The following is a 24,165-nucleotide window of genomic DNA, read 5'->3' on the forward strand; positions in this document are numbered from 1 at the left end:
CTTCACGTCATGGCTGGCTCAACGCCTTGTACAGCGTGTTGAGGTTGTACTCGAACAGGCCGGTGAACGTGCTCGCCGGCCCGCTCGCGGCGAGCGCGTCCGAGTACAACGTGCCGCCGATATGCGCGCCGCTCTCATCGGCGATCTGCTTGAGCAGGCGCGCGTCCTTGATGTTTTCCATGAACACCGCTTTGACCTTGGCCTGACGGATCTGGGTAATCAGCGCGGCAACTTCAGCGGCTGACGGCTCGCGCTCTGTAGACAAACCCTGGGGCGCGATGAAGTCGATGCCGTAGGCCTGACCGAGATAACCGAACGCATCGTGACTGGTGACGATCTTACGGTTGCCCGCTGGCAGTGAGCCCAGTTTGCTTTTGGCCTCGGCGAGCAGGGCGTAGATCTGCTTCAGATAGGTTTGGCTGTTGCGCTCGTAGTCGGTCTTGTTAGCCGGATCAGCCGCAATCAATGCCTTGGTGATATTGGCGACGTACAACTCCGCGTTCGCCAGGTTGTGCCAGGCATGCGGATCAGGCACGGTTTCGCCATCCTCGTCCAGAGATCGCGGAATCACCCCGCGGCTGGCATTGATCACTGTTGCCTGAGTGGCGGTGCTGCTGACCAGGCGATCCAGCCATGGCTCAAAACCCAAGCCGTTTTTAATGATCAGTCTGGCTTTGAGCAGGGCTTTGGCATCGGCCGGCGTTGGCTCGTAAGTGTGCGCGTCGGCATCCGGACCGACCATGCTGGTGACCTGCACGTGCTCGCCGCCAATCTGGTGAACCATGTCGGCGAGGATGCTGAAGCTGGTGACCACCGGCATTTTTTCCGCCGCCGACAATGACATTGACAGCAACAAGCTGAACAGCACGAGTAGAGCGCGCATCGGGAAACACCTCATTGGGATGTGAGCAAAGGCGGGCGGCGCAGCAGACCATGGACCGGCCCGACGATCACCGACAACAGATAACCGGCGCCGGCGACCAGCACGATTGCCGGACCGCTGGGCAGCGAGTAATAGAACGACAGCAACAACCCCAGCCACACCGACAGGCAACCGATCACAGCCGCAACGGCAATCAGCACCGGAAGACGTCGGCTCCAGAACCGCGAAGCTGCAGCGGGCAGCATCATCAGGCCGACGACCATCAAGGCGCCGATGGCCTGGAAACCGATGACCAGATTGAGCACCACCAAGGTCAGGAAAACACCGTGGGCCAGCGGGCCGAGACGGGTGACGGTTCGCAGGAACAGTGGATCGAGGGTGTCGAGCACCAGCGGTTTATAGATCAGCACCATGGCGATCAGGCTGCACACCGAGACCCACAGCATGCCTTGCAAGGTGGGTCCGTCGACGGCCAAGGCTGAACCGAACAGCAGATGCAGAAGGTCCAGGCGCTTTCCGGCGATACCCAGAATCAGCACGCCGATGGCCAGCGAGATCGGGTAGATCGCGGCGAGGCTGGCGTCCTCGCGCAGGCCTGTGCGTCGAGTAATCCAGGCCGCCAGTCCGGCCATGCCCAGACCTGCACCAAGGCCGCCGAAAGTCAGTGCCGGCAAACTGAGCCCGGCAAACCAGAAGCCCAGTGCCGCGCCGGGCAGGATTCCATGAGCGACCGCATCGCCGATCAGGCTCATACGCCGCAGGATCAAAAACACCCCGAGCGGCGCCGTACTGCAGGCCAGCACCAAACCGCCGAACAAGGCGCGACGCATGAACATGAATTCGTTAAACGGCTGCCAGAGTTGGCTGATTGCGAGCATCAGGCCACCTGGGTATAGGGCGTTTGCTGAATCAGCTCTGCACTCGCCGCCAAGCGGCACTCGCGATGCTTGATCAGCAAGGTGCTGGGAATGTGCTGGCGTACCGCAGCGAGGTCATGACACACCACAACGAGTGTCCGGCCTTCGCCGTGCCATGTATGGATATGCTGCCAGAGCAGTTGTTGACCGAGTTCATCGAGTGCCGCGTGGGGTTCATCGAGCAGCAGCACGGGCGCGTCGGTCAGGCTCAAACGGGCAAGCAGAGCGCGCTGCAACTCGCCGCCGGACAGCGCCATCAAAGGGCGCTGTTCGAGTCCGTGCAAGTGCCAGTTCTCCAGCGCGGCTTGCAACCGTTGCACGCGCAGTTGCGTTGATAACCGGCGCCCCCAGAATCCCGCGGCAACCAGCTCTTGCAGGTTGATCGGAAACTGCCGATCGAGATGCTGCTGCTGCGGGAGGAAGGACAATCCGCTTTGCCGTGGAACACCGAGCGAGACTTTGCCAGCCAGTGGCTTTTGTAGGCCGGCAATGACTTTCAGCAAACTGCTCTTGCCGCAGCCATTGGCACCGATGATTGCTGTGAGTGAGCCGCTGTCGAGTTGCAGGTTCAGCGGCGAAGTCAGCGGTTGGCCCGGGGCTCCCCAGCTCAAGGATTGGCAACGAATCATGCCGACTCCCGCTGCCATTGGCTTTCGGCAACAGCGTCGTGAGCGTGCAGGCTTTCGGCGTGAACAACGCGCAGGCGGAAAGCGCTGACCCCAGGGATGCGGCGCAGCGCCAGATTCAAGCGGCGTGCAGCGTCTTCACAAAACATCAGATTCTGCCCATTGGCGAGTGCGAAGGCTTGCTCGTCGGCGCGCTTCACGGCGGTCTGCACGGCTGTGCCGAGCGCAGCTTCGGCAGCGTTGATGAGCGTATTCAGCGGTAACTCGTCGATGGATTCATCTAGATGAAAATGCAGTTGTGCAGTACTGCGCTGGCTATGAGGCGTGGCGACGATGCCGCGAGGAGAGCCGAGCCATGCCAGCACATCGGCGTGTTGCAACGTTTGGTTGGCGAAGTCATTGATGAATTGTTGCTGGATCAGTTGTCTGGCTAGCGCCGCTGAGCAAGGGCAGGTCGAGGAATAGGGCAATTCAAGTTTTAGTTCCACGTGGAACATTTGCCTTATCAGCGTGGCCGAAATGCACACTGGATAGGCTTTCCAGCCAGCCAAAGGGCTGACCAGCGCGGGGCGTTTCAGCAGTAATTCAGTGTGCAGATTGAGATAAGCGCAGTCAGATAAATCCTCATGGCTATCGAGGAATTGGCGGAGTACATGGCGCAGTAAAAATGGCGAAAGCTCCTCTTGCCCAAGTGCGTCCAACGCCAGGTACAGGCGCGACATATGTATGCCCCGGGATTCGCCATCATCAAGGCTTACACCAGCGTCTGCCTTGGCGCTTAAAGGCTTTCCTTGCAGGAGGATCGGCAAAGCGATGCCCTGCATGCCTACCCATTCAAGCGTCACATTTTCGCGCAGCACCTCTGCGGCAATATCCGGCAGTGTCATTGAGTTCATGGTTGTAACCGTCGATTTGAACGAATCTGATGTTACAGTATAACAATGCGCGCGCCATTGCTTGTTTCATGAATGAATTTTTACCCAAGCAAGAAGCGGGAGCGCTCAGCACCCGGTCATTCGGCTACAGGTGAATTTCGCGCTACCTCCGCCAGAGCTCGAAAAACGGTTGATCGTGGTCCAGCCCACCCGACGGGTGTAACCCACCCAAGCCTCTCCGTCCGAAGCGATCCCCGTGAAAAAGGTGAGCTGACCGAAGCGGCTGTTGGTTTGCGCCCAATAGCGATGCCCGTCTTTTTCGAAGCCGCGCAAATAAAGCGTGTTGCCCACGGTGTTCACGCTGTAGCTATTGCCGTCAGCGTCCGCGCAAGCGAGAAGATTCGCACTCCGCGTGCAAGTAGCAGGTGGCCCCGGCTGCGCCAGAGTGCTTACGGCGGGCAGCAGTGCACAGCTCAGCACAACCCCGCGCAGGGCGTTTTTCGTCTTGGACCGTTTCAAGCGAGCACCTCAGGGCGAAACAAAAGCTGGTTTGTTTTTATGGTTATAACATAACATAAAAGCAACCCGTCCTCAGCCTCCATGATTTTGATTTTTTCAGATACCTACGCTGATTCAATGCAGCGATGGGATGTATGGCACTGAGGAATTCGCCCATTGCTGGCCCAAAGACAGGATTATCCAATGTCAGAAAAATTGCCCGTTACCGTGCTTTCAGGATTTCTCGGCGCCGGGAAAAGTACGCTTTTGAATTACGTACTACGTAATCGAAGCGGAATGCGCGTAGCTGTAATTGTAAATGATATGAGCGAGATCAATATCGATGGCAGCGAAGTCCAGCGTGATGTCAGCCTTAGCCGCGCCGAAGAAAAAATAGTCGAAATGAGCAACGGCTGTATCTGCTGTACGTTACGCGAGGACCTGCTTGAAGAAGTCAGCAAACTCGCCCGCGAAGATCGCTTCGATTACCTGCTCATCGAATCCACCGGCATTTCCGAGCCGCTACCCGTCGCGGAAACCTTCACCTTTCGCGATGAACACGGCCAAAGCCTGTGCGATATTGCCCGTCTCGACACCATGGTGACGGTGGTCGACGGCGTGAACTTCCTTCCCGATTACCAAGCGGCAGAAAGCCTGGCCTCTCGCGGTGAAATCCTGGGTGAGGACGACGAACGCGCAATCACCGACCTGTTGATCGAGCAAATCGAATTCGCTGACGTGTTGTTGATCAGCAAGATCGACCTGATCAGCCAGCCAGAACGTGAAGAACTGATCGCCATCCTCAAGCGCCTGAACGCGCAGGCCGAGATCATCCCGATGGTGATGGGCGAGGTGCCGTTGGAAAAACTCCTGAACACCGGCCGTTTTGACTTCGAAAAAGCCGCACAGGCGCCTGGTTGGCTCAAGGAGCTACGGGGGGAGCACATCCCGGAAACCGATGAGTACGGCATCGCCTCGACGGCATACCGCGCGCGGCGGCCCTTTCACCCGCAACGCTTCTTCGACTTCATCAACCGCCCATGGCTGAACGGCAAACTGCTGCGCTCCAAAGGTTTTTTCTGGCTGGCGAGCAAGCCCACCGACGCCGGTAGCTGGTCGCAGGCCGGTGGCTTGATGCGTCACGGTTTCGCCGGGCGCTGGTGGCGGTTCGTACCGAAAGACCAATGGCCACAGGATCAGGAAAGCAGTGCAGCCATCCTGGAAAACTGGAAACCGAGCGTAGGAGATTGCCGCCAGGAATTGGTATTCATTGGCCAAAACATCGATTTCCCACAGCTCATTGCCGAGCTGGACGCCTGCCTGCTCACCGATGATGAAATGGCGCGCGGTGCCAAGGGTTGGCGTTCGCTCGCGGACCCATTCGGTCCTTGGCACGAAGAGGCCGCCTGATGCCTGCACTCCATTTGCCGGCAAACCAAACCCGCCAACAGCATCAAGGCCCGACCCCACAGGCACTGACGCGCATTCTCGAAGACGAGGTGAATCTGGCCGTCTGGCAGCGACAGTTGCCACTGCACATCAGCGAGTTTGCCGATGTGCTGCTATCGCTCAACCAGCCTTTGGCGCAGTCGCTGTGTCTGGAGTTGCCCGAAGAGGACGCCGAGCCGGATCTCACCGGGCTGGCTACGGAGTTTCGCGATGTGCAGGGTTACGAAAGCTTTGTGGCCGACTTGCAATGGCTGGTCAGCGCCTTTGCCTGCTTGCTCGGTGCGCGGCGGATCGGCCTGCGCCTGCGGGTGCTGGACAAAGCCATGTGCCCGCGCTTCCACGTTGATCACGTACCGGTGCGGCTGATCACGACTTACGCCGGCGTCGGCAGTCAATGGCTCGCGGAGGGTGCGATGGACCGCCGTCAACTCGGTCAGGCCAACGCCGAACCCCAAGCGGATGTTCAGCAACTCAGCAGCGGTGACGTTGCGTTGTTGAAGGGCGAGAAATGGCACGGCAACGAAGGCTTTGGCTTGATCCACCGCTCGCCGCAACCGCCAGCGGGCGCGCGTCGCTTGATGCTGACCCTCGACTGGCTCGGCTGATGCCTCAAGGCTTGCGCCAGGACCCGTGGCTCTGAGCTTCACAGTACGGCTTCAGGTACGCCGCATCAGTGCCCACACCGTAATAGTGGATATCCTGGCGATAGGGCATATTGGTAACTTGCGCGTTGCTGCACACGCCAAACGCACCGCTCGGGCATTGATCGACGTATTGCACCTCGACTTTTTGCCCGGCCAGGGTCGGCTGGCAGAAGCCGTCATTGAACAGTTTCTCGGGAATGTTGCGGTTCTGCTGACAGACTCTGACGTCGAGCCGCTCGCCCTGACTGTGCACCACACAGGCCTGGGCCCACGCTTCGCTCGACAGCAGCGCCAACAGCAACGACCATCCCATGCATCGCATCTTCTAATCTCCCAAAAGCTTGCCGCCATGTTGCAGAACATTCCCACCCATGTCATTGCTGGCCCTTTGGGCGCTGGCAAAACCAGTCTGATTCGCCAACTAATGGCCCAGCGTCCCGTTGGCGAACGCTGGGCGGTGTTGATCAATGAATTCGGCCAGATCGGTCTGGATGCCGCGTTGCTGAGCCGCGACGCAGCGGGTACCGACCTGGCTGAAGTCGCCGGCGGCTGCCTGTGTTGCGTCAACGGCGCGCCATTCCAGATTGGCCTCGCCCGGTTGCTGCGCAAAGCGAAGCCGGATCGCTTGTTCATCGAACCGTCCGGACTGGGCCATCCGCTGCAGTTGCTCAAGCAACTGCGCGAGGCGCCTTGGCAGGGCGTGCTGGCGGTGCAGCCGAGTGTGCTGGTGCTCGATGCTCAGGCACTGCACGCGGGAAAAGCATTGCCAGCGGCGCAACAACTGGCGTTGATCAGTGCCGGACTGGTCTTGATGAACAAAGCCGAAGGCCTCGATGAGGAGCAACGGCAGAAAATCGCCGGACAATTTCCGCCGGTCAAGCTGATCTGGACCAGCCAGGCGCAATTGTCCTTGAGTGAATTGCCGGGTTTGGCTGCGCAAGCGATGAGTGGCGCAGAGAATCTGCTCATGCCTCGGGGACCTGCGCAGCTTCCGGCAGTCTGGAGCGATCCGGCAGTGCCGATTTGCCTGAGTCAGGCGCAGGAGGGCGGCTGGAGCATCGGTTGGCGTTGGCATCCCGGCCAGACGTTCGGCAAACAGCCCATCGCCGACTGGCTGCAGGCGCTTCAGTGGAAGCGGGCGAAACTGGTGATCCGCAGTCCGGATGGCTGGGTGTCGGCGAACGCACTGGATGACGCCAGTCTGGAATGGCAGATCAGCGAATGGCGCAAAGACTCGCGAATCGAGCTGATCTTTGCTGAGCCGCAAAACATCGATCAATTGCAGGCAGGACTGGCGCGCTGCCGGTTGCCCTGAGTCAGCTCACGGCTTCCACTTGGTGTGTTCCTGACGCCACTGACTCAGCTCGATCACTTCGGCGCGCGGCTTGCTGACTTCCACGACTGGCGGGGTATCGTCGAACGGCGCGGGGTAGGGCGCCAGTTCGATCTGCGCACTGTGCGCACCGAACTGAGTGATGGTGCCGTTGTGCCGGGTTTCGCCGGTCACGGTGAACTCGAAGTTATAGACCCGCGCCAGGCGTCGGCGACCGCTGGCATCCTTGATCAGGCCGATCTTCTTCAACGCGACGTTGCCGTCGAGCAATTCGACGCCGACATTGGTGCAATGCTGCTTGACCCGCTCCAGCGCGCGCTCGCGCAAGCCGTGGTTATGCCATAACCAGGCGCCGGCAGCGGCGAACAGCATCAGCACGAAGATGTTTTCCAGGGTCAGCATCAACATCGAACTCCAAAAGATGGCGCCAGCTTAACTGCGTCGCCGGTCTGTCGTACAGGCTGCGTTTCGTCGCATACTGCGCGGCTTGAATTTCAATCGTTTTACGGAATGACCCGAATGAAACGTACGCCTCATCTGCTCGCCATCCAGTCCCATGTGGTGTTCGGCCACGCCGGCAACAGCGCCGCGGTTTTTCCGATGCAGCGGGTCGGGGTCAATGTCTGGCCGCTCAACACCGTGCAGTTTTCCAATCACACCCAGTACGGCCAGTGGGCCGGCGAAGTGCTGGCGCCGCAGCAGATTCCCGAGCTGATCGAAGGTATCGCCGCCATTGGTGAGCTGGGCAACTGCGACGCGGTGCTGTCCGGCTACCTCGGCAGCGCCGCGCAGGGGCGAGCGATTCTCAGCGGCGTGGCGCGCATCAAAGCGGTCAATCCGAAGATGCTGTATTTGTGTGACCCGGTGATGGGGCATCCGGAGAAAGGCTGCAGCGTACCGACCGAAGTCAGTGATTTCCTGCTGAATGAGGCGGCAGCGGTGGCAGACATCATGTGCCCGAACCAGTTGGAGCTGGACAGCTTTTCCGGACGCAAGCCGCAATCGCTGTTCGATTGCCTGGCGATGGCCCGGGCATTGCTGGCACGCGGGCCGAAAGCGGTGCTGGTCAAGCATCTGGACTATCCGGGCAAACCGGCCGATGGCTTCGAAATGTTGCTGGTGACGGCTGAGGACAGTTGGCACCTGCGCCGTCCGCTGCTGGCGTTTCCGCGTCAGCCGGTGGGCGTGGGCGATCTGACGTCCGGTCTGTTTCTGGCGCGTTTGCTGCTGGGCGACAGTCTGCTCGCCGCGTTCGAGTTCACCGCGGCGGCGGTGCATGAGGTGCTGCTGGAGACTCAGGCGTGTGCCAGTTACGAGTTGCAACTGGTGCGGGCGCAGGACCGGATTGCGCATCCGCGGGTGAAGTTCGAGGCGACGGCGATCAGTCTGTAGGACTGCGTTGCCCCATTCGCGAGCAGGCTCACTCCTACAGTGAAACGCATTCCATTGTAGGAGTGAGCCTGCTCGCGATAGCGATTTCTTAACGCTACAAGTATCAGGCGTCGCCCTTGATCTCCTGATAACGCTTTTCCAGCTCCTGACGAATCTGCCGACGTTGCTGCGCCTGCATGAAGCGGCGCTTGTCTTCGCTGTTCTGCGGTTGCAGCGGCGGTACCGCGGCGGGTTTGCGCTGGTCGTCCACGGCGACCATGGTGAAGAAACAGCTGTTGGTGTGGCGCACCGAGCGCTCGCGGATGTTCTCGGTGACCACTTTGATACCGACTTCCATCGAGGTATTGCCGGTGTAGTTGACCGACGCGAGGAAGGTCACCAGCTCGCCGACATGGATCGGCTCACGGAAAATCACCTGATCCACCGACAGGGTCACCACGTAGCGGCCGGCATACCGGCTGGCGCAGGCGTAGGCCACTTCGTCGAGGTATTTGAGCAGTGTGCCGCCGTGGACATTGCCAGAGAAGTTGGCCATATCGGGGGTCATCAGTACCGTCATCGACAGCTGGGCGTTTCCGGGTTCCATAACGTTCTCACGGGTCAGGCGGGTGGCTGAAAGCACTTCTGCGGGTGCTTGGTCGCTTATCGAAAGCACCGTTATCGGGACGCCGGGCGCAGGCTCGCCGTCACGCCGGAATCGATCTGTTTCCTTATATTGCACCGGCTTTCAGAAAGAAGTCGCGGTGTTAACCTGCAAAAGCCCTGCCCAAGGGCAATTCCTACAGCCGAAGCGGATTTTTACCTAGCCTGCGCAGACACTTCTGACGTCTGTCCGCGGCCTCGTCATCAAGGAGCCCCACACCATGCATGCCATCAGCTTCATTCAGGATCTGGCAGTGATCATGTTGGTCGCAGGTGTGGTGACCGTGCTCTTTCACCGTTTCAAGCAACCGGTGGTACTCGGCTACATCGTGGCCGGCTTCATCATCGGCCCGCATACGCCACCGTTCGGCCTGATCCACGACGAAGACACCATCAAGACCCTCGCCGAGCTGGGGGTGATCTTCCTGATGTTCTGCCTCGGGCTGGAGTTCAGCCTGCGCAAGCTGTTCAAAGTCGGCGCCACGGCGTTCATCGCGGCGTTTCTGGAAATCATCCTGATGATCTGGATCGGTTACGAAATCGGCCGCTGGTTCGACTGGAACACCATGGACTCGCTGTTCCTCGGCGCGATCCTGGCGATTTCGTCGACCACCATCATCGTCAAAGCGCTCAATGATCTGAAGATGAAGAACGAGCGCTTCGCGCAATTGATCTTCGGCGTACTGATCGTCGAAGACATCCTCGGTATCGGCATCATTGCGCTGCTGTCGAGCATTGCGGTCAGCGGCACGGTGAGCTCGGGTGAGGTGTTTTCTACCGTCGGCAAGCTGTCGCTGTTCATGATCGTTGCGCTGGTCATCGGCATCCTGCTGGTGCCGCGCCTGCTGGCCTACGTGGCGAAATTCGACAGTAACGAGATGCTGCTGATCACCGTGCTGGGCTTGTGTTTCGGCTTCTGCCTGCTGGTGGTCAAACTTGAATACAGCATGGTCCTCGGCGCCTTCCTCATTGGCGCGATCATGGCCGAGTCGCGGCAACTGCTGAAGATCGAACGGCTGGTCGAGCCGGTGCGTGATCTGTTTAGCGCGATTTTCTTCGTTGCCATCGGGCTGATGCTCGACCCGATGATCCTGCTCGAATACGCCTGGCCGATTGCGGTGATTACCGTGGCCGTGGTGCTGGGCAAGATGTTGTCCTGCGGCCTCGGTGCGTTTATCGCCGGCAATGACGGACGTACCTCGCTGCGAGTGGGGATGGGCCTGTCACAGATCGGCGAATTTTCCTTCATCATCGCCGCATTGGGCATGACCCTGCAGGTCACCAGCCATTTCCTCTACCCGGTCGCCGTGGCGGTATCGGTGATCACCACGCTGCTGACGCCGTATCTGATACGCGCGGCCGATCCGCTGTCGATCAAGTTATCCGCGGCCATGCCCAAGCGTCTCGGCCGGGTGCTGGGCATGTACGGTGAATGGCTGCGCAGCATCCAGCCGCAAGGCGAGGGCGCGATGCTGGCGTCGATGATCCGGCGAATACTGTTGCAGGTCGGGGTCAACCTGGCGCTGGTGATTGCGATTTTCATCGCCGGGGCGTATTTCGCCGAACGTCTGTCTGTCTGGCTGCAGGACTGGATCGGCGATCCGAGTTGGCAGAAAGCGTTGATCTGGGGCGGCGCGTTGCTGGTGTCGCTGCCGTTCCTGATCGCGGCTTATCGCAAGCTCAAGGCGCTATCGATGCTGTTGGCGGAAATGGGCGTCAAGCCGGAGATGGCCGGGCGGCACACGCAGCGAGTGCGTCGGGTGATCGCCGAGGTGATCCCGATTCTCTCGCTGCTGGTGATTTTCCTGCTGCTGGCAGCCTTGTCGGCCAGTATCCTGCCGACCAACAAGTTGCTGGTGCTGATCGCCGTGGTGGCGGCCGCGGTGGCGGCGCTGCTCTGGCGCTGGTTCATCCGAGTGCACACGCGGATGCAGGTGGCGCTGCTGGAAACCCTCGACAATCACAAGGAATCGTCAGGGCACTAAGCCGCCGGGGCGGCTGGCCGATCAGCTTTCCAGCCAGACGTCCCGCGCCCAGTGCCACACCGATTCCCAGGTTTCTTCGGCAATCAATTCTTCTTCGGCCTGCCAAAGCACCACGGTGCCGTCTTCTTCGACACAGTAGTAGTCATCGCCGTCCTGACAGATCGGGATCAGGCTGCGATCAACTCCGGCATCCCATGCATTGGCTGCAACATCCGGCAGATAGGTGTGGGATTGCGGGTCGGTGACGGTGACGGGTTCGAGACTGCCATAGACCACATCGCTGACGGTCAGCAAAAACTCCCTGAAGACAAATGGAATGTCGATGAACAATTGTTCTTCGATTTCGACCAGCAGGTCTTCGTCAGGCAATTCCAGGGGAACCGGTACGGGTTCGTTGGCTTCGCGTAGTTGTTCGATGATTTCTTCCACGTCCGGGGATCCTCTTGCTTGAATGGCGCGGTTTATAGGGGCCGGTTTATACAGTAGCTCGCTATAGATGCAACTGCGAAATAGAAAACCCCAGCCGAGGCTGGGGTTTTTTTATTACCGCAAGTCAAGCGCAGCAGGCAATCAGCCGTTCTGGCGGATACCGGCGACCAGCCAAGGCTGGTTGTCGCCCTGCGGACGTTCCATGTTCCAGCTTTCGCTGAACACTTCGCCCTGGTCGAAGCGCGAGGTCTTCGATACGCCGGTGAAGGTCAGGGTGGCGATGGTCTTGTCGGCACGATCATCGACGCCGTCCAGTTGCACTTGCAGGTTGTCGATGTAGGTCGACTGGAAGCCATCACCCAGGTCGGCGCGCTCACGCTTGAGGAATTCAAGCATTTGCGGGGTCACGAACTCGGCGATCTTGTCCATTTCGTTAGCGTCCCAGTGTTGCTGCAACGACTGGAAGTGGCTGCGCGCAGCTTCGAGGAAGCGCTGTTCGTTGAACCAGGCCGGAGCGTTGATCACCGGGCGGGCAGCGGCCGGAGCGGCCGAACCACCGAAGATCGAACCCATGGCAGCAGGCTTCTGTTCGAACACTTCACGCTGCATTGGCGCGCCAGCCGGAGCGAACTGCTCCTGCTGCTTGCGACGACGGGCGGCAATGAAGCGGAAAATCACGAACGCGATCAGCGCCATGATCAGGATGTCGAAGATCTGCATGCCCTGGAAGCCGCCGCCCATGAACATGGAAGCGAGCAGGCCACCGGCGGCGATACCGGCCAGAGGGCCGAGCCACTTGGAAGCACCGCCGGCCTTGGCCGCAGCGCCCGCAGCACCGGCAGCGCCAGCGGTCGCAGCTGCGCCGCCCACGCCTGGAGAAGAAGGAGCCATCTGGCTGGTCTGGTGCGTCGGCGCAGCGCCGGCGCTTTTGCCACCACCAAAGCGCTTGGCGTTGGCGTCGAGGCTCATCGTCAGGCCGATGCACAACGCCATGGCGATGCTAAGAAAACGTTTCATAAAGGGTATTCCCGTTTTGTGGAGACACGCGCGCCATGTTGCACAGCTGAAGTGTTACTGGCTAGCGAGAGAGTGTTTCCGGCTTTTGCCTGACAGGTTGCGTTCAGCTTGGCGAGACAATCAGCCGATGTACTTTTGTGTGTAGGAAAAGGCGATAGGTTCAGCTGGATTTGGGTCTTCTGTAGGAGTGAGCCTGCTCGCGATGAGGGTGTGTCAGTCAACACATTGATGACTGACAGACCGCTATCGCGAGCAGGCTCACTCCTACAGAAAGCAAGCGAAACCAGCGTCAGATGGCTTCGAGCTTGGCGTAACCAAGCATCAGCCACTTGCTGCCTTCGCCGAAGTTCACCTGCACCCGGGCCTGCGCGCCGGAGCCTTCGAAGTTGAGGATCACGCCTTCGCCGAAGATCGAATGGCGCACGGCCTGGCCGAGGACGAAACCGGTCTCCGGTATCTCGCTGCCGCTGAACAGGTTGCTGCCGCTCATCGACTGGTTGCCGCCGAAGGGTCGGCTGACGCTGTTCGACAGACGCACTTCCTGAATCAGGCCTTTCGGCACTTCGCGGACGAAACGCGAAACCTTGTTGTAGGTCTCGCTACCGTACAGGCGGCGAGTTTCCGCGTAAGTCATCACCAGATTCTGCATCGCTCGAGTGATTCCCACATAGGCCAGACGCCGTTCTTCTTCCAGACGCCCCGGTTCTTCGAGGCTCATCTTGTGCGGGAACAGGCCTTCTTCCATGCCCACGAGGAACACGTAAGGGAATTCCAGGCCTTTGGCGCTGTGCAGGGTCATCAACTGAATGCTGTCTTCGTGCTCATCGGCCTGGGTGTCGCCGGCCTCCAGCGAAGCGTGGCCGAGGAACGCCGCCAGTGGCGTCAGCTCTTCGTCTTCTTCGGTGTTTTCGAAGTTGCGCGCGGCGCTGACCAGTTCCTCAAGGTTTTCTACCCGGGCCTGACCTTTTTCGCCTTTTTCCGCTTCGTGGTAGGCGATCAGGCCGGACTGCTCGATGACAGTCTGGGTCATCAAGTGCAACGGCATCTCGGCGCACTTGGCGGCAAGGTTTTCGATCAGCTCGATAAACGCGCCCAGTGCGCTGGCCGCGCGACCGGTCAGGCCTTTGTTGGCGACCAGCAGGCGCATCGCTTCCCACATCGACACATCGCTGTGCCGGGCGTGCTCACGAATCGCTTCGACGGTTTTTTCGCCGATACCGCGGGCCGGCACGTTGATCACCCGCTCCAGTGCCGCATCGTTGCCGCGACCTTCGAGCAAGCGCAGGTAGGCCATGGCGTTCTTGATTTCGGCGCGTTCGAAGAAGCGCTGGCCACCGTAGATACGGTACGGAATGCGCTCGCGCAACAGGGCTTCTTCGAGCACCCGCGACTGGGCGTTGGAGCGGTAGAGGATCGCAATCTCGCTGCGCGCCAGGCCGGTTTTCAGCGCACTCTCGATGGTTTCGACAACGTAGCGTGCTTCGTCGTGTTCGTTGAACGCGGCGTACAGATTGATCGCTTCGCCGTCGCCGCCATCGGTCCACAGCTCTTTGCCCAGACGCCCGGTATTGTTGGCAATCAGCGCGTTGGCCGCCTTGAGGATGCCGGCGGTGGAGCGGTAGTTCTGCTCCAGACGAATGGTCACCGAATCCGGGAAATCGGACGAGTACTGGTGGATGTTCTCGATCTTCGCGCCGCGCCAGCCGTAAATCGACTGGTCGTCGTCGCCGACTACCATCAGGCTGTCGCCGCCCTTGCCGAGCAGGCGCAACCAGGCGTACTGCACGGCGTTGGTATCCTGGAATTCGTCGACCAGAATGTGCCGGAAGCGCTTCTGATAGTGCGCCAGCAGGCCGGGGTGATCGCGCCACAGGTCGAGGGCGCGCAGCAGCAATTCGGAGAAATCGATAACCCCGGCGCGCTGGCACGCCGCCTCGTAGGCCTCGTAAATGCCCCGCATGGTCGCCAGGTACAGATCGCCGCTGGCCTGGATATGTTGCGGCCGCAGGCCTTCGTCTTTCTGCCCATTGATGAACCACTGCGCCTGACGGGCTGGCCAGCGTTGTTCGTCCAGACCCAGCTCGCGGATCACCCGCTTGACCAAGCGCTGCTGGTCGTCGCTGTCGAGAATCTGGAAGGTCTGGCTCAAGCCGGCTTCCTGCCAGTGCGCCCGCAGCAAGCGGTGCGCCAGGCCGTGGAAGGTACCGACCCACATGCCGGCCGGGTTGATGCCCAGCAACTGCTCGATGCGGTGACGCATCTCGGCAGCGGCCTTGTTGGTGAAGGTCACCGACAGAATGGAGTGGGGCGAGGCGTTTTCGACCTGGATCAACCAGGCGATACGGTGCACCAGCACTCGGGTTTTACCGGAGCCGGCACCGGCCAGGACCAACTGACGGCCAACGGGGGCCGCTACGGCCTGGCGTTGGGCATCGTTGAGAGAGTTCAGCAGAAGGGAGAGATCATCGCGCATCAGGGCATTCTAGGGTGCGCCGCAGGCCCGGGCAAACCGCGTGTTGCATTAGCCGATGAAAGTGCTGCCGATGACGACCGGTCGGTCACCGCTGCAGGCTTCGGCCCGTCTCGCTTGAGCGGTTGCGACGGTGCCGGGATACGCGCAAATTTCGCTGCGATTCTGACCTGCAGCAGTTTGGCAACCGGAGCGGCTTGTGTATGCTCCGTCGACGTTTCGGGCGCACGCCCCCCTTATAAGAACAAGAACGTAGCCCATGATCCTCAGCGCCGAACTGTCGGGACCCTCTGTGGAACCCCGGGTCATCCGCAAGCACTATGCCGTCGAAATGGCGGTCGAGCGCACGCGTCTGCTGTATCAGGGCTCGTTGTTGCCGACGCTGTTCATGTTGATCAATGGCCTGGTCTGCGCGGCATTGCTCTGGAGTCCGCAGCGTTACTTCGTGGTCAGCGTCTGGCTGGTGTGGCTGTTGTCGCTGGTGGCGCTGCGGGTGATTCAGGTCGCGGCGTTCGATTCGGCGATACCGGATCGCCAGGCCCAGCCGATCTGGCGGCGCATGTTTCTGCTCGGTTCGACCATGACCGGCCTGACCCTCGCCGGCGCCGGTATCGCGCTGGTGCCCGCCGACAACTTCATGCAACAAGCCTGGGTGTTCGGCCTGATCGGCGCCGCAACCTTGTCGGCCAGCGTCGCCTACGCCGTGAGCCTGCCGGCGTTTCTGTCGTTCACCTTGCCTTGTCTGCTGCCAGCGATCGGCTACCTGTTCTGGGGCGGCGATGAGCAGGCGCGCGGTTGGGGCTGGCTCGGCTTGATTCTGCTCGGCTCGCTGAGCGTGGTCGCCTGGCAGGTCAATCGGTTGATCGATCGCGGTTTGCTGCGGCGCTTCCAGAACCAGCACCTGATCGAACACTTGCAGCAGACCCGACTGCGCGGCGAGCAGCTCAATCAGGAACTGGGCAAAGAGATCGAGCAGCGCCGCTGTGCCGAGGGCAAGCTGCGCGAGGCTCAGGTCGAACTGGAAGACCGCGTCGCCCAGCGCAGCCGCGAACTGGACGCGGCCAACCATGCACTGAGCAAAAGCGAGGCGCGTCTGGCGCTGGCGTTGAAGGCCAGCGAGCTGGGGCTGTGGGACTGGAATCTGCAGACCGATGAAGTCCATCACACGCAGATTCAGGAGTTGTTCGGCCTCGCCCCGGAATACGTCACCGCGCTGCTGCGCGACCTCAAGCCACGCTTGCATCCCGAGGATCTGCCGACGCTCAAGTACGCGTTGATCGAGCATTTGAAAGGGCGCAGCGAGGACTACCAGATTGAATATCGCGTGCGTCACGGCGACGGCCATTGGGTCTGGATTGAAGACCGTGGCCGCGCGGTAGAGCGCAGCGCCAGCGGGCGGGTGATGCGCATGGTCGGCACGCGCCGCGACATCAGCGCCAGCAAAAGTCTGGAAGAACAGCAACGGCTGGCGGCGACGGTGTTCGAAGCGGCCAGTGAAGGCATTGTGATTCTCGACCCGAACTACGCGCTGATCGCGATCAACCAGGCCTTCAGCCGGGTCACCGGTTATGACATCGACGACATGCTCGGGCGCAATGTCGTCGAGTTGCCGTGCAGCCGCGATGCCCGCCGCCATTACGTGGCGATCCGTCACGCGCTGGAACAGCACGGAAGTTGGCAGGGCGAACTGGTGGAAACGCGCAAGAACGGCGAGCTGTATCCGCAATGGCTGCAATTGAATGCGGTGCGCGACAATCGCGGCAATGTCAGCCATATCGTCGGCTTCTTCGCCGATCTGTCGGCGCGGCGCGAATCCGAAGAGCGCATGCGTTATCTGACTCACTACGACGAACTCACCGGCCTGGCCAACCGCTCGCTGTTTCGCGAACGCCTGCACGAAGCGCATCAGCGTTCACGGCAGAGCCGGCGCAGTCTGGCCCTGCTGCACATCAATCTGGACCGTTTCAAGTTGCTCAACGACAGCCTCGGGCATGAGGTGGCGGACCAGTTGCTGCAGAAAATGGCGCGGCGGCTGGTCAACGCCTTGCCGGAAGCCGACACCATTGCGCGCTTGTCCGGTGATGAGTTTGCGGTGCTGTTCGATGCCTACGGCAGCCTGTCGAGCCTGGCCCGCGTTGCTACGCGCTTGTCATCGAAGCTGCGTTTGCCGCTGACGGTGGAAGGGCACGAGCTGGTGGTCAGCGCTTCGATGGGCATCAGTCTGTTGCCGGACAACGCCCGCGAGATTTCCGCGCTGGTCAGCCAATCGAACATGGCCATGCAGCACGCCAAGCATCTGGGCGGCGACAATTTTCAGTTTTACACCGACAGTTTGCAGGCCAGCACGCTGGAGCGCCTGCAGCTGGAAAACCATCTGCGCCGGGCCATCGAAGAGCAGCAGCTGAGTGTTTTCTATCAGCCGAAACTGTGCCTGCAAACCGGCCGCCTGAACGCCGCGGAAGCACTGGTGCGCTGGGAGCATCCGGGCATGGGCCAGGTGCCGCCGGCCGATTTCATCGGACTGGCCGAGGAAACCGGGTTGATCGGGCCGATCGGCGAGTTCGTCCTGCGCCAGGCGTGCTGGCAGGCCTGCGAATGGCAGCGTCAGGGGCTGGCGCCGATTCGCGTGTCGGTGAACCTGTCGGTGCACCAATTGCGCCAAGGCAAACTGGTCAGTCTGGTGCGACAGGTGCTGGAAGAGACGGGACTGGCGCCTGCCTGCCTGGAACTGGAACTCACCGAAAGTCAGTTGCTCGACAGCGTCGAGCACATCATCGCGACATTCCAGCAACTGCGCGATCTGGGCGTGAAACTGGCGATTGACGATTTCGGTACCGGCTATTCGTCGCTGAGTTATCTCAAGCGCATTCCGGTGGATTACGTGAAGATCGATCAAGCGTTCATCCGGGGGTTGGGCGAGGGCAGCGAGGACGCGGCGATTACTCGCGCGATCATTGCCATGGCCCATGGCTTGTCACTGAAAGTCGTCGCCGAGGGCGTCGAGTGCCCGGAACAACTGGAGTTCCTGCGCAGCGAAGGTTGTGACGAAGTGCAGGGTTATCTGATCAGTCGTCCGGTTGACGCCGGCGCGCTGGCCGGGCTGTTGCGCGAACAGGGAAAACCACTTTAAGGGCTACATGCAGGCCATCGCGCCAGATAGCGGGACATCGAGTTACGCATTGAGCAGGCAAAATGCCCATTCATGTAGTATAACTACAAGCTTGCTACATCCTTGCCCACAAGAAGAGTCCAGCCCCTTGAATCTGCTGCAACACATTGCCCAGTCACGTCACCTGTTACGCAAGTCGGAGCTCAAGGTCGCCGACCACGTGCTGCTTGACCCTGCGGCGGTGATGCACAGTTCCATGGCCGATCTGGCTCACAGCGTCGGCATCAGTGAGCCGACGATCGTGCGCTTTTGCCGCGCCATCGGTTGTTCCGGTTTTCAGGATCTGAAACTCAAACTGGCACAAAGCCTGGCTGCCGGTGCCAGCTTCGGTCAGTTCGCGATCCATGAAGACGACTCGGTCGCCGATTACAGCCTGAAGATTTTCGACACCACCCTGCACACGCTGATGGAGGTGCGCGAGAAGCTCGATCCGGTGGAATTGCAGCGCGCGGTCACGTTGATGTCCCAGGCGCAGCGCGTCGAGTTCTATGGCTTTGGCGCGTCCGGTGCAGTGGCGGCGGATGCCCAGCACAAGTTTTTCCGTCTGCTACTGACCGCGGCGGCGTATTCCGACCCGCACATGCAGGCAATGTCGGCGGTGACCCTGAAGCCGACCGATGTGGCGATCTGCATTTCCCAGTCGGGGCGTTCCAAGGATCTGCTGATCACCGCCAACCTCGTTCGCGAAAGCGGCGCCTCGTTGATCACCCTGTGCCCGAGCCAGACACCGCTGGCCGAGCTGTCGACGGTCAATCTGGCGATCGATGTGCACGAAGACACGGAAATCTACACGCCGCTGACCTCACGTATCGCCCATCTGGTGGTGATCGATGTGCTGGCAATGGGCGTGGCCATGGCGCGCGGGCCGAGCCTGGTCAATCATCTCAAGAGCGTGAAGCGCAGTTTGCGCAGCTTGCGCTTGTCGCCCAAAGCCGTGAAAGCCCTGGATGACTGAAGTCGTCCAAGGTCGTTCCGACCTTGATCGCGAGCAGGCTCGCTCCCACATTGGATTTCGGTGCGACGCACGATTTGTGTTGCTGTAGTTCCCTTGTAGGAGTGAGCCTGCTCGCGATGGCGCCCTGAAAAGCACCGCAACCCTGAGCAAGTTTCATCGCACTGTCATCCCCGCGCAGCCAAACCGTCATCCCCCACGCCTATCGTGAAACTCCCGTACTCGCCTTGGGAGAATCGAAATGGCTCAGCCCTACGAAGAACGCAACAGCGCCGCGAAAACCCGTCGTCAGCAGGAAGACCAGCGCCGCATGGAATTCCGTCGCGCCATCGAAGATCGCTTCGAACTTCGCCAGCTTCAAGCCGAGATCGGCGATTTTCCCGAGATCAATCTCTGGCAGGCAGCGCCCGCAGCTTCCCGTCGAAACGCTCAACCAGCGCGCTGATCTGTGCACGCTCGCTGCGGATAAACGCCAGGAAGGCGTGCGCCACCGGTGACAGGCGTTTGGCTTTGGCCTGCACCAGGCACCAGCTACGCAGCAGCGGCAATTCCTCGACCGGCAACTCGACCAGCCCGCCGGTCGCCAGCTCCAGGTTCAGGGCGTGACGCGTCAACAGCGCCACGCCCAGACCCGCCAGCACACATTCGCGCTGAGCCTCGGCCGAGGCCACTTCCTGGGTCTGGGTGAAGTGCACGCGTTTCTCTTTGAAATACTCTTCGCACGCCAGCCGCGTGCCCGAGCCCGGCTCGCGAATCAGCAATGTGTAGGGTTCAAGATCCTGCAGGCGCAACGGGCCCAGGTGTGCCAACGGGTGATCCGGACGCGCCACCGCAACAATCGGATTGTTCAGGAACGGCAGAAATTCGAGGCCCATGTCTTGCGGTACCATCGACATGATCACCAGGTCATCGCGGTTGTCCGACAGCCGTCGAATGACCTGGCCGCGGTTGACCACGGTCAGTTGCAGATTGACCTCGGGGTGCTGGCGCTTGAACGCCGCAAACAAGTGCGGGACGAAATATTTGGCGCTGGATTCCACCGCCAGTTTCAGCTGGCCCTGCAGCGAACCTTGCATGTCCGACAGTTGCATATCGAGGTTTTCCAGGCGCCCGAAAATGTCGCGGCTGGCGCGTTGCAGGGCTTCAGCAGCCTCGGTCATGTAGAGTTTTTTACCGACATAGTCGAACAACGGCTGGCCAATCAGCTCTTCGAGCTGTCGAATCTGTAGGCTAACGGCCGGTTGGGTGAGGGACATTTCATCGGCTGCGCGGCTGTAAGAGCGCAAATCACACACTTCGTTGAAGATCTGTAGTTGGCGTAACGTCATACGCATCAAGGACTTACGCATTTTTCCAGGCTCTGAAGTACGGTCGATGTTTCAACTATAAGTCTTTACTTATGCCTGACCCAATTTTTATTCATTTTTGTTAATCCCTTGCGAGCGCTAGTGTGGACCTGCGACCGAATTGAAACATTTGGTCACGCGTCGACCTGGGTCTAGCAGGTCGTGGTGCCACCGGCTCAAGGGAACCTCCAAGTGATAAAAAAGATCCTGATCGCCAACCGTGGTGAGATTGCCGTACGAATCGTACGAGCCTGCGCCGAGATGGGCATTCGCTCGGTAGCGATTTTTTCCGACGCCGACCGGCATGCCTTGCATGTCAAGCGTGCGGATGAAGCTCACAGCATTGGCGCCGAGCCATTGGCCGGTTACCTCAACCCGCGCAAGCTGGTGAACCTGGCTGTTGAAACCGGCTGCGATGCGCTGCATCCCGGCTACGGCTTCCTCTCGGAAAACGCCGAACTGGCGGAGATCTGCGCCGAACGCGGGATCAAATTCATCGGCCCGTCGGCGGAAGTCATACGCCGCATGGGCGACAAGACCGAAGCGCGCCGCAGCATGATCAAGGCGGGTGTGCCGGTCACGCCGGGCACTGAAGGCAATGTTTCGGGCATTGAAGAAGCCTTGGCCGAAGGTGACCGCATCGGTTACCCGGTGATGCTCAAGGCCACTTCCGGCGGTGGCGGTCGCGGTATCCGTCGTTGCAACAGTCGCGAAGAACTCGAACAGAATTTCCCCCGGGTCATTTCCGAAGCCACCAAGGCCTTCGGCTCGGCGGAAGTGTTTCTGGAAAAATGCATCGTCAATCCCAAACACATCGAAGCGCAGATTCTCGGCGACAGCTTCGGCAACGTCGTGCACCTGTTCGAGCGTGACTGCTCGATCCAGCGCCGTAATCAGAAGCTCATCGAGATCGCGCCAAGCCCGCAACTGACCCCGGAACAGCGCGCCTACATTGGCGACCTGTCGGTGCGCGCGGCCAAGGCGGTGGGTTACGAGAATGCCGGCACCGTGGAGTTCCTGCTCGCCGAGGGCGAGGTGTACTTCATGGAGATGAACACTCGCGTGCAGGTGGAACACACCATCACCGAAGAAATCACCGGCATCGATATCGTTCGCGAGCAGATCCGCATCGCCTCCGGCCTGCCGCTTTCGGTGAAGCAGGAAGACATCCAGCATCGTGGTTTCGCTTTGCAGTTCCGCATCAACGCCGAAGATCCGAAGAACAACTTCCTGCCGAGCTTCGGCAAGATCACCCGTTATTACGCGCCCGGTGGTCCAGGCGTGCGCACCGACACGGCGATCTACACCGGTTACACCATTCCGCCGTTCTACGACTCGATGTGCCTGAAACTGGTGGTCTGGGCATTGACCTGGGAAGAGGCGATGGACCGTGGCTTGCGCGCGCTGGACGACATGCGTCTGCAAGGGGTGAAGACCACTGCTGCCTACTACCAGGAAATCCTGCGCAACCCGGAATTCCGCAGCGGCCAGTTCAATACCAGCTTCGTTGAAAGCCACCCGGAACTGACCAACTACTCGATCAAGCGCAAACCCGAAGAGCTGGCCCTGGCCATCGCCGCCGCCATCGCCGCCCACGCAGGCCTATGAATGAAACAGCTGCGAGCTTTTAGCTGCAAGCGGCAAGTAAAAGCAGATTGGCTTTTTCTTGCAGCTTTTAGCTTGAAGCTTGCCGCTATGAGGAGATACCAATGAGCAAGAAGATCTTCGTTACCGATACCATCCTGCGCGACGCTCACCAATCGCTGCTCGCCACCCGCATGCGCACCGAGGACATGCTGCCGATCTGCGACAAGCTCGACAAAGTCGGCTACTGGTCGCTGGAATGCTGGGGCGGTGCGACGTTCGACGCCTGTGTACGTTTCCTCAAAGAAGACCCGTGGGAGCGTCTGCGCCAACTGCGCGCGGCGCTGCCTAACACGCGTCTGCAAATGCTCTTGCGCGGGCAGAACCTGCTGGGCTACCGCCATTACAGCGACGACGTGGTCCAGGCCTTCGTCGCCAAAGCCGCAGAAAACGGCATCGACGTATTCCGTATCTTCGACGCGATGAACGATGTGCGTAACCTGCGCGTGGCCATCGAAGCGGTGAAGGCTGCCGGCAAACATGCGCAAGGCACCATCGCTTACACCACCAGCCCGGTACACACCATTGAGGCTTTCGTCACCCAGGCCAGGCAAATGGAAGCCATGGGTTGCGACTCGGTGGCGATCAAGGACATGGCCGGTCTGCTGACTCCGTACGCTACCGGTGAACTGGTGCGTGCGTTGAAAGCCGAACAGTCGCTGCCGGTGTTCATCCACTCCCACGACACCGCAGGCCTGGCCGCGATGTGTCAGCTCAAGGCCATCGAAAACGGCGCCGATCACATCGACACCGCGATCTCCAGCTTCGCCTCCGGTACCAGCCACCCGGGCACCGAGTCGATGGTCGCGGCGCTCAAGGGCACCGAGTTCGATACCGGTCTCAACCTTGAACTGCTGCAAGAGATCGGTCTGTACTTCTACGCCGTGCGCAAGAAGTACCACCAGTTTGAAAGCGAATTCACCGCGGTCGATACCCGTGTGCAGGTCAACCAGGTGCCGGGCGGGATGATTTCCAACCTGGCCAACCAGTTGAAAGAGCAGGGCGCCTTGAATCGCATGGGCGAAGTGCTGGCGGAAATTCCGCGGGTGCGTGAAGACCTCGGCTTCCCGCCGCTGGTGACGCCGACTTCGCAGATCGTCGGTACCCAAGCGTTTTTCAACGTGCTGGCTGGCGAGCGTTATAAGACCATCACCAATGAAGTGAAGCTTTATCTGCAAGGCGGTTATGGCAAGGCGCCGGGCGTGGTCAACGAAAAGCTGCGCCGTCAGGCGATCGGCAGTGAAGACGTCATCGACGTACGTCCGGCCGATCTGCTCAAGCCGGAAATGACCAAGCTGCGGGCCGATATCGGCGCTCTGGCGACCTCGGAAGAAGACGTGCTGACTTTTGCCATGTTCCCGGACATTGGTCGCAAATTCCTTGAAGAGCGTGCCGCCGGCACCCTGACGCCGGAAGTGCTGTTGCCGATTCCTGAGGCAGGCGCTGTGGCCTCGGCGGGCGGTGAGGGCGTGCCGACCGAGTTCGTCATTGATGTGCACGGCGAAACCTATCGCGTCGATATCACCGGTGTTGGCGTCAAGGCTGAGGGCAAGCGGCACTTCTATCTGTCGATCGATGGCATGCCGGAAGAGGTGGTGTTCGAGCCGCTCAACGAGTTTGTCAGTGGTGGCAGCAGCAAGCGCAAGCAGGCGTCGGCGCCGGGGCATGTCAGCACGACCATGCCGGGCAATATCGTCGATGTGCTGGTCAAGGAGGGCGACACCGTCAAGGCCGGTCAGGCGGTGTTGATTACCGAGGCGATGAAGATGGAGACCGAGGTTCAGGCGGCGATTGCCGGGAAGGTGGCGGCGATTCATGTGGTCAAGGGCGATCGGGTGAATCCGGGTGAGATTTTGATTGAGATCGAAGGGTGATTTAGCGCTTCGATGTGATG

General features: G+C 60.3%; 22 protein-coding genes. 10 read left to right on the forward strand and 12 right to left on the reverse strand.

All coding sequences use genetic code 11. The features are described 5' to 3' along the window. Positions 1-7 precede the first annotated feature (7 nt). The 5 genes from J3P93_RS00375 to J3P93_RS00395 form a co-directional block, all read right to left on the reverse strand. Complete coding sequence (locus J3P93_RS00375) at positions 8-883, reverse strand: metal ABC transporter substrate-binding protein (RefSeq protein WP_434594148.1); 876 nt, start codon at positions 881-883, stop codon at positions 8-10. Positions 884-894: 11 nt separating this feature from the next. Further along, positions 895-1,761, reverse strand: coding sequence for a metal ABC transporter permease (locus tag J3P93_RS00380; RefSeq protein WP_434594151.1), 867 nt, complete (start codon positions 1,759-1,761; stop codon positions 895-897). Then, positions 1,761-2,429: a metal ABC transporter ATP-binding protein gene (locus J3P93_RS00385; protein WP_434594154.1), complete on the reverse strand. Its 669-nt coding sequence runs from the start codon at positions 2,427-2,429 to the stop codon at positions 1,761-1,763. Before J3P93_RS00385 ends, J3P93_RS00380 begins: the two co-directional genes overlap by 1 nt. Next, positions 2,426-3,322 carry a GTP cyclohydrolase FolE2 gene (gene folE2, locus J3P93_RS00390; protein ID WP_434594156.1) on the reverse strand — a complete coding sequence of 299 codons (897 nt, stop codon included), beginning with the start codon at positions 3,320-3,322 and terminating at the stop codon, positions 2,426-2,428. The genes J3P93_RS00385 and folE2 overlap by 4 nt, the downstream gene beginning before the upstream one ends. A 105-nt stretch (positions 3,323-3,427) precedes the next feature. Continuing rightward, positions 3,428-3,781, reverse strand: a complete 354-nt coding sequence (locus tag J3P93_RS00395; RefSeq protein ID WP_434598511.1) for a glutamine synthetase — start codon at positions 3,779-3,781, stop codon at positions 3,428-3,430. Positions 3,782-4,003: 222 nt separating this feature from the next. Between J3P93_RS00395 and zigA the strand changes: the two genes are divergently transcribed. Together zigA and J3P93_RS00405 are read left to right on the forward strand one after the other, a co-directional pair. Then, positions 4,004-5,209, forward strand: coding sequence for a zinc metallochaperone GTPase ZigA (gene zigA / locus J3P93_RS00400; RefSeq protein ID WP_434594159.1), 1,206 nt, complete (start codon positions 4,004-4,006; stop codon positions 5,207-5,209). Beyond that, positions 5,209-5,853, forward strand: coding sequence for a DUF1826 domain-containing protein (locus tag J3P93_RS00405; RefSeq protein WP_434594162.1), 645 nt, complete (start codon positions 5,209-5,211; stop codon positions 5,851-5,853). The genes zigA and J3P93_RS00405 overlap by 1 nt, the downstream gene beginning before the upstream one ends. Positions 5,854-5,857: 4 nt before the next feature. Here J3P93_RS00405 and J3P93_RS00410 read toward each other — a convergent pair whose 3' ends face one another. Further along, on the reverse strand, positions 5,858-6,214 hold the full coding sequence (locus J3P93_RS00410) for an NADH:ubiquinone oxidoreductase (protein WP_434594165.1): 357 nt from the start codon (positions 6,212-6,214) through the stop codon (positions 5,858-5,860). 27 nt (positions 6,215-6,241) lie between these two features. Here J3P93_RS00410 and J3P93_RS00415 point away from each other — a divergent pair, with 27 nt between their 5' ends. After that, positions 6,242-7,207 (forward strand): CobW family GTP-binding protein, encoded by a 966-nt coding sequence (locus J3P93_RS00415; protein ID WP_434594167.1) that lies wholly within the window; start codon positions 6,242-6,244, stop codon positions 7,205-7,207. 6 nt (positions 7,208-7,213) lie between these two features. On the opposite strand, the gene J3P93_RS00420 is transcribed toward J3P93_RS00415, so the two are convergent. Beyond that, positions 7,214-7,627 carry a DUF3301 domain-containing protein gene (locus J3P93_RS00420; RefSeq protein WP_434598513.1) on the reverse strand — a complete coding sequence of 138 codons (414 nt, stop codon included), beginning with the start codon at positions 7,625-7,627 and terminating at the stop codon, positions 7,214-7,216. 117 nt (positions 7,628-7,744) lie between these two features. On the opposite strand from J3P93_RS00420, the gene pdxY reads away from it, so the two are divergent. After that, positions 7,745-8,617, forward strand: coding sequence for a pyridoxal kinase PdxY (gene pdxY / locus J3P93_RS00425; protein ID WP_434594170.1), 873 nt, complete (start codon positions 7,745-7,747; stop codon positions 8,615-8,617). A gap of 103 nt (positions 8,618-8,720) precedes the next feature. Here the strand turns inward: pdxY and J3P93_RS00430 are convergent, their stop codons facing one another. Beyond that, complete coding sequence (locus J3P93_RS00430) at positions 8,721-9,203, reverse strand: acyl-CoA thioesterase (protein WP_016772447.1); 483 nt, start codon at positions 9,201-9,203, stop codon at positions 8,721-8,723. 277 nt (positions 9,204-9,480) lie between these two features. Here J3P93_RS00430 and J3P93_RS00435 point away from each other — a divergent pair, with 277 nt between their 5' ends. Further along, entirely contained in the window at positions 9,481-11,244 is a 1,764-nt protein-coding gene (locus tag J3P93_RS00435) for a cation:proton antiporter (RefSeq protein ID WP_090287714.1), read from the forward strand. Positions 11,245-11,265: 21 nt separating this feature from the next. Here the strand turns inward: J3P93_RS00435 and J3P93_RS00440 are convergent, their stop codons facing one another. The 3 genes from J3P93_RS00440 to uvrD all read right to left on the reverse strand — a co-directional run bounded on the left by J3P93_RS00440 (position 11,266) and on the right by uvrD (position 15,163). After that, the gene (locus tag J3P93_RS00440; protein WP_003187120.1) at positions 11,266-11,673 is read right to left on the reverse strand and encodes an SMI1/KNR4 family protein; all 408 of its coding nucleotides are present in this window, start codon (positions 11,671-11,673) and stop codon (positions 11,266-11,268) included. Between the two features lie 141 nt (positions 11,674-11,814). Next, positions 11,815-12,690, reverse strand: coding sequence for a Tim44 domain-containing protein (locus tag J3P93_RS00445; RefSeq protein WP_203420076.1), 876 nt, complete (start codon positions 12,688-12,690; stop codon positions 11,815-11,817). 289 nt (positions 12,691-12,979) lie between these two features. Continuing rightward, positions 12,980-15,163 carry a DNA helicase II gene (uvrD, locus tag J3P93_RS00450; RefSeq protein ID WP_434594174.1) on the reverse strand — a complete coding sequence of 728 codons (2,184 nt, stop codon included), beginning with the start codon at positions 15,161-15,163 and terminating at the stop codon, positions 12,980-12,982. A 256-nt stretch (positions 15,164-15,419) separates the two neighbouring features. Here uvrD and J3P93_RS00455 point away from each other — a divergent pair, with 256 nt between their 5' ends. The 3 genes from J3P93_RS00455 (at position 15,420) to J3P93_RS00465 (ending at position 19,726) form a co-directional block, all read left to right on the forward strand. Further along, positions 15,420-18,290, forward strand: coding sequence for a putative bifunctional diguanylate cyclase/phosphodiesterase (locus tag J3P93_RS00455; protein ID WP_434594177.1), 2,871 nt, complete (start codon positions 15,420-15,422; stop codon positions 18,288-18,290). Between the two features lie 127 nt (positions 18,291-18,417). Then, entirely contained in the window at positions 18,418-19,284 is an 867-nt protein-coding gene (gene hexR / locus J3P93_RS00460; protein WP_007962240.1) for a transcriptional regulator HexR, read from the forward strand. Between the two features lie 238 nt (positions 19,285-19,522). After that, positions 19,523-19,726 (forward strand): PA3496 family putative envelope integrity protein, encoded by a 204-nt coding sequence (locus tag J3P93_RS00465; RefSeq protein ID WP_203420073.1) that lies wholly within the window; start codon positions 19,523-19,525, stop codon positions 19,724-19,726. Here J3P93_RS00465 and J3P93_RS00470 read toward each other — a convergent pair. After that, positions 19,668-20,630, reverse strand: coding sequence for a LysR family transcriptional regulator (locus J3P93_RS00470; RefSeq protein WP_258451118.1), 963 nt, complete (start codon positions 20,628-20,630; stop codon positions 19,668-19,670). The two genes, J3P93_RS00465 and J3P93_RS00470, sit on opposite strands and share 59 nt — an antisense overlap. A gap of 189 nt (positions 20,631-20,819) precedes the next feature. On the opposite strand from J3P93_RS00470, the gene J3P93_RS00475 reads away from it, so the two are divergent. Continuing rightward, entirely contained in the window at positions 20,820-22,235 is a 1,416-nt protein-coding gene (locus tag J3P93_RS00475; protein ID WP_203420071.1) for an acetyl-CoA carboxylase biotin carboxylase subunit, read from the forward strand. Between the two features lie 101 nt (positions 22,236-22,336). Then, positions 22,337-24,145, forward strand: coding sequence for a sodium-extruding oxaloacetate decarboxylase subunit alpha (gene oadA, locus J3P93_RS00480; RefSeq protein ID WP_434594183.1), 1,809 nt, complete (start codon positions 22,337-22,339; stop codon positions 24,143-24,145). Positions 24,146-24,165: the final 20 nt, after the last annotated feature.

It is taken from the genome of Pseudomonas sp. R3-57, assembly GCF_051132065.1.
In the GTDB taxonomy this organism is placed as follows: Bacteria; Pseudomonadota; Gammaproteobacteria; order Pseudomonadales; family Pseudomonadaceae; genus Aquipseudomonas.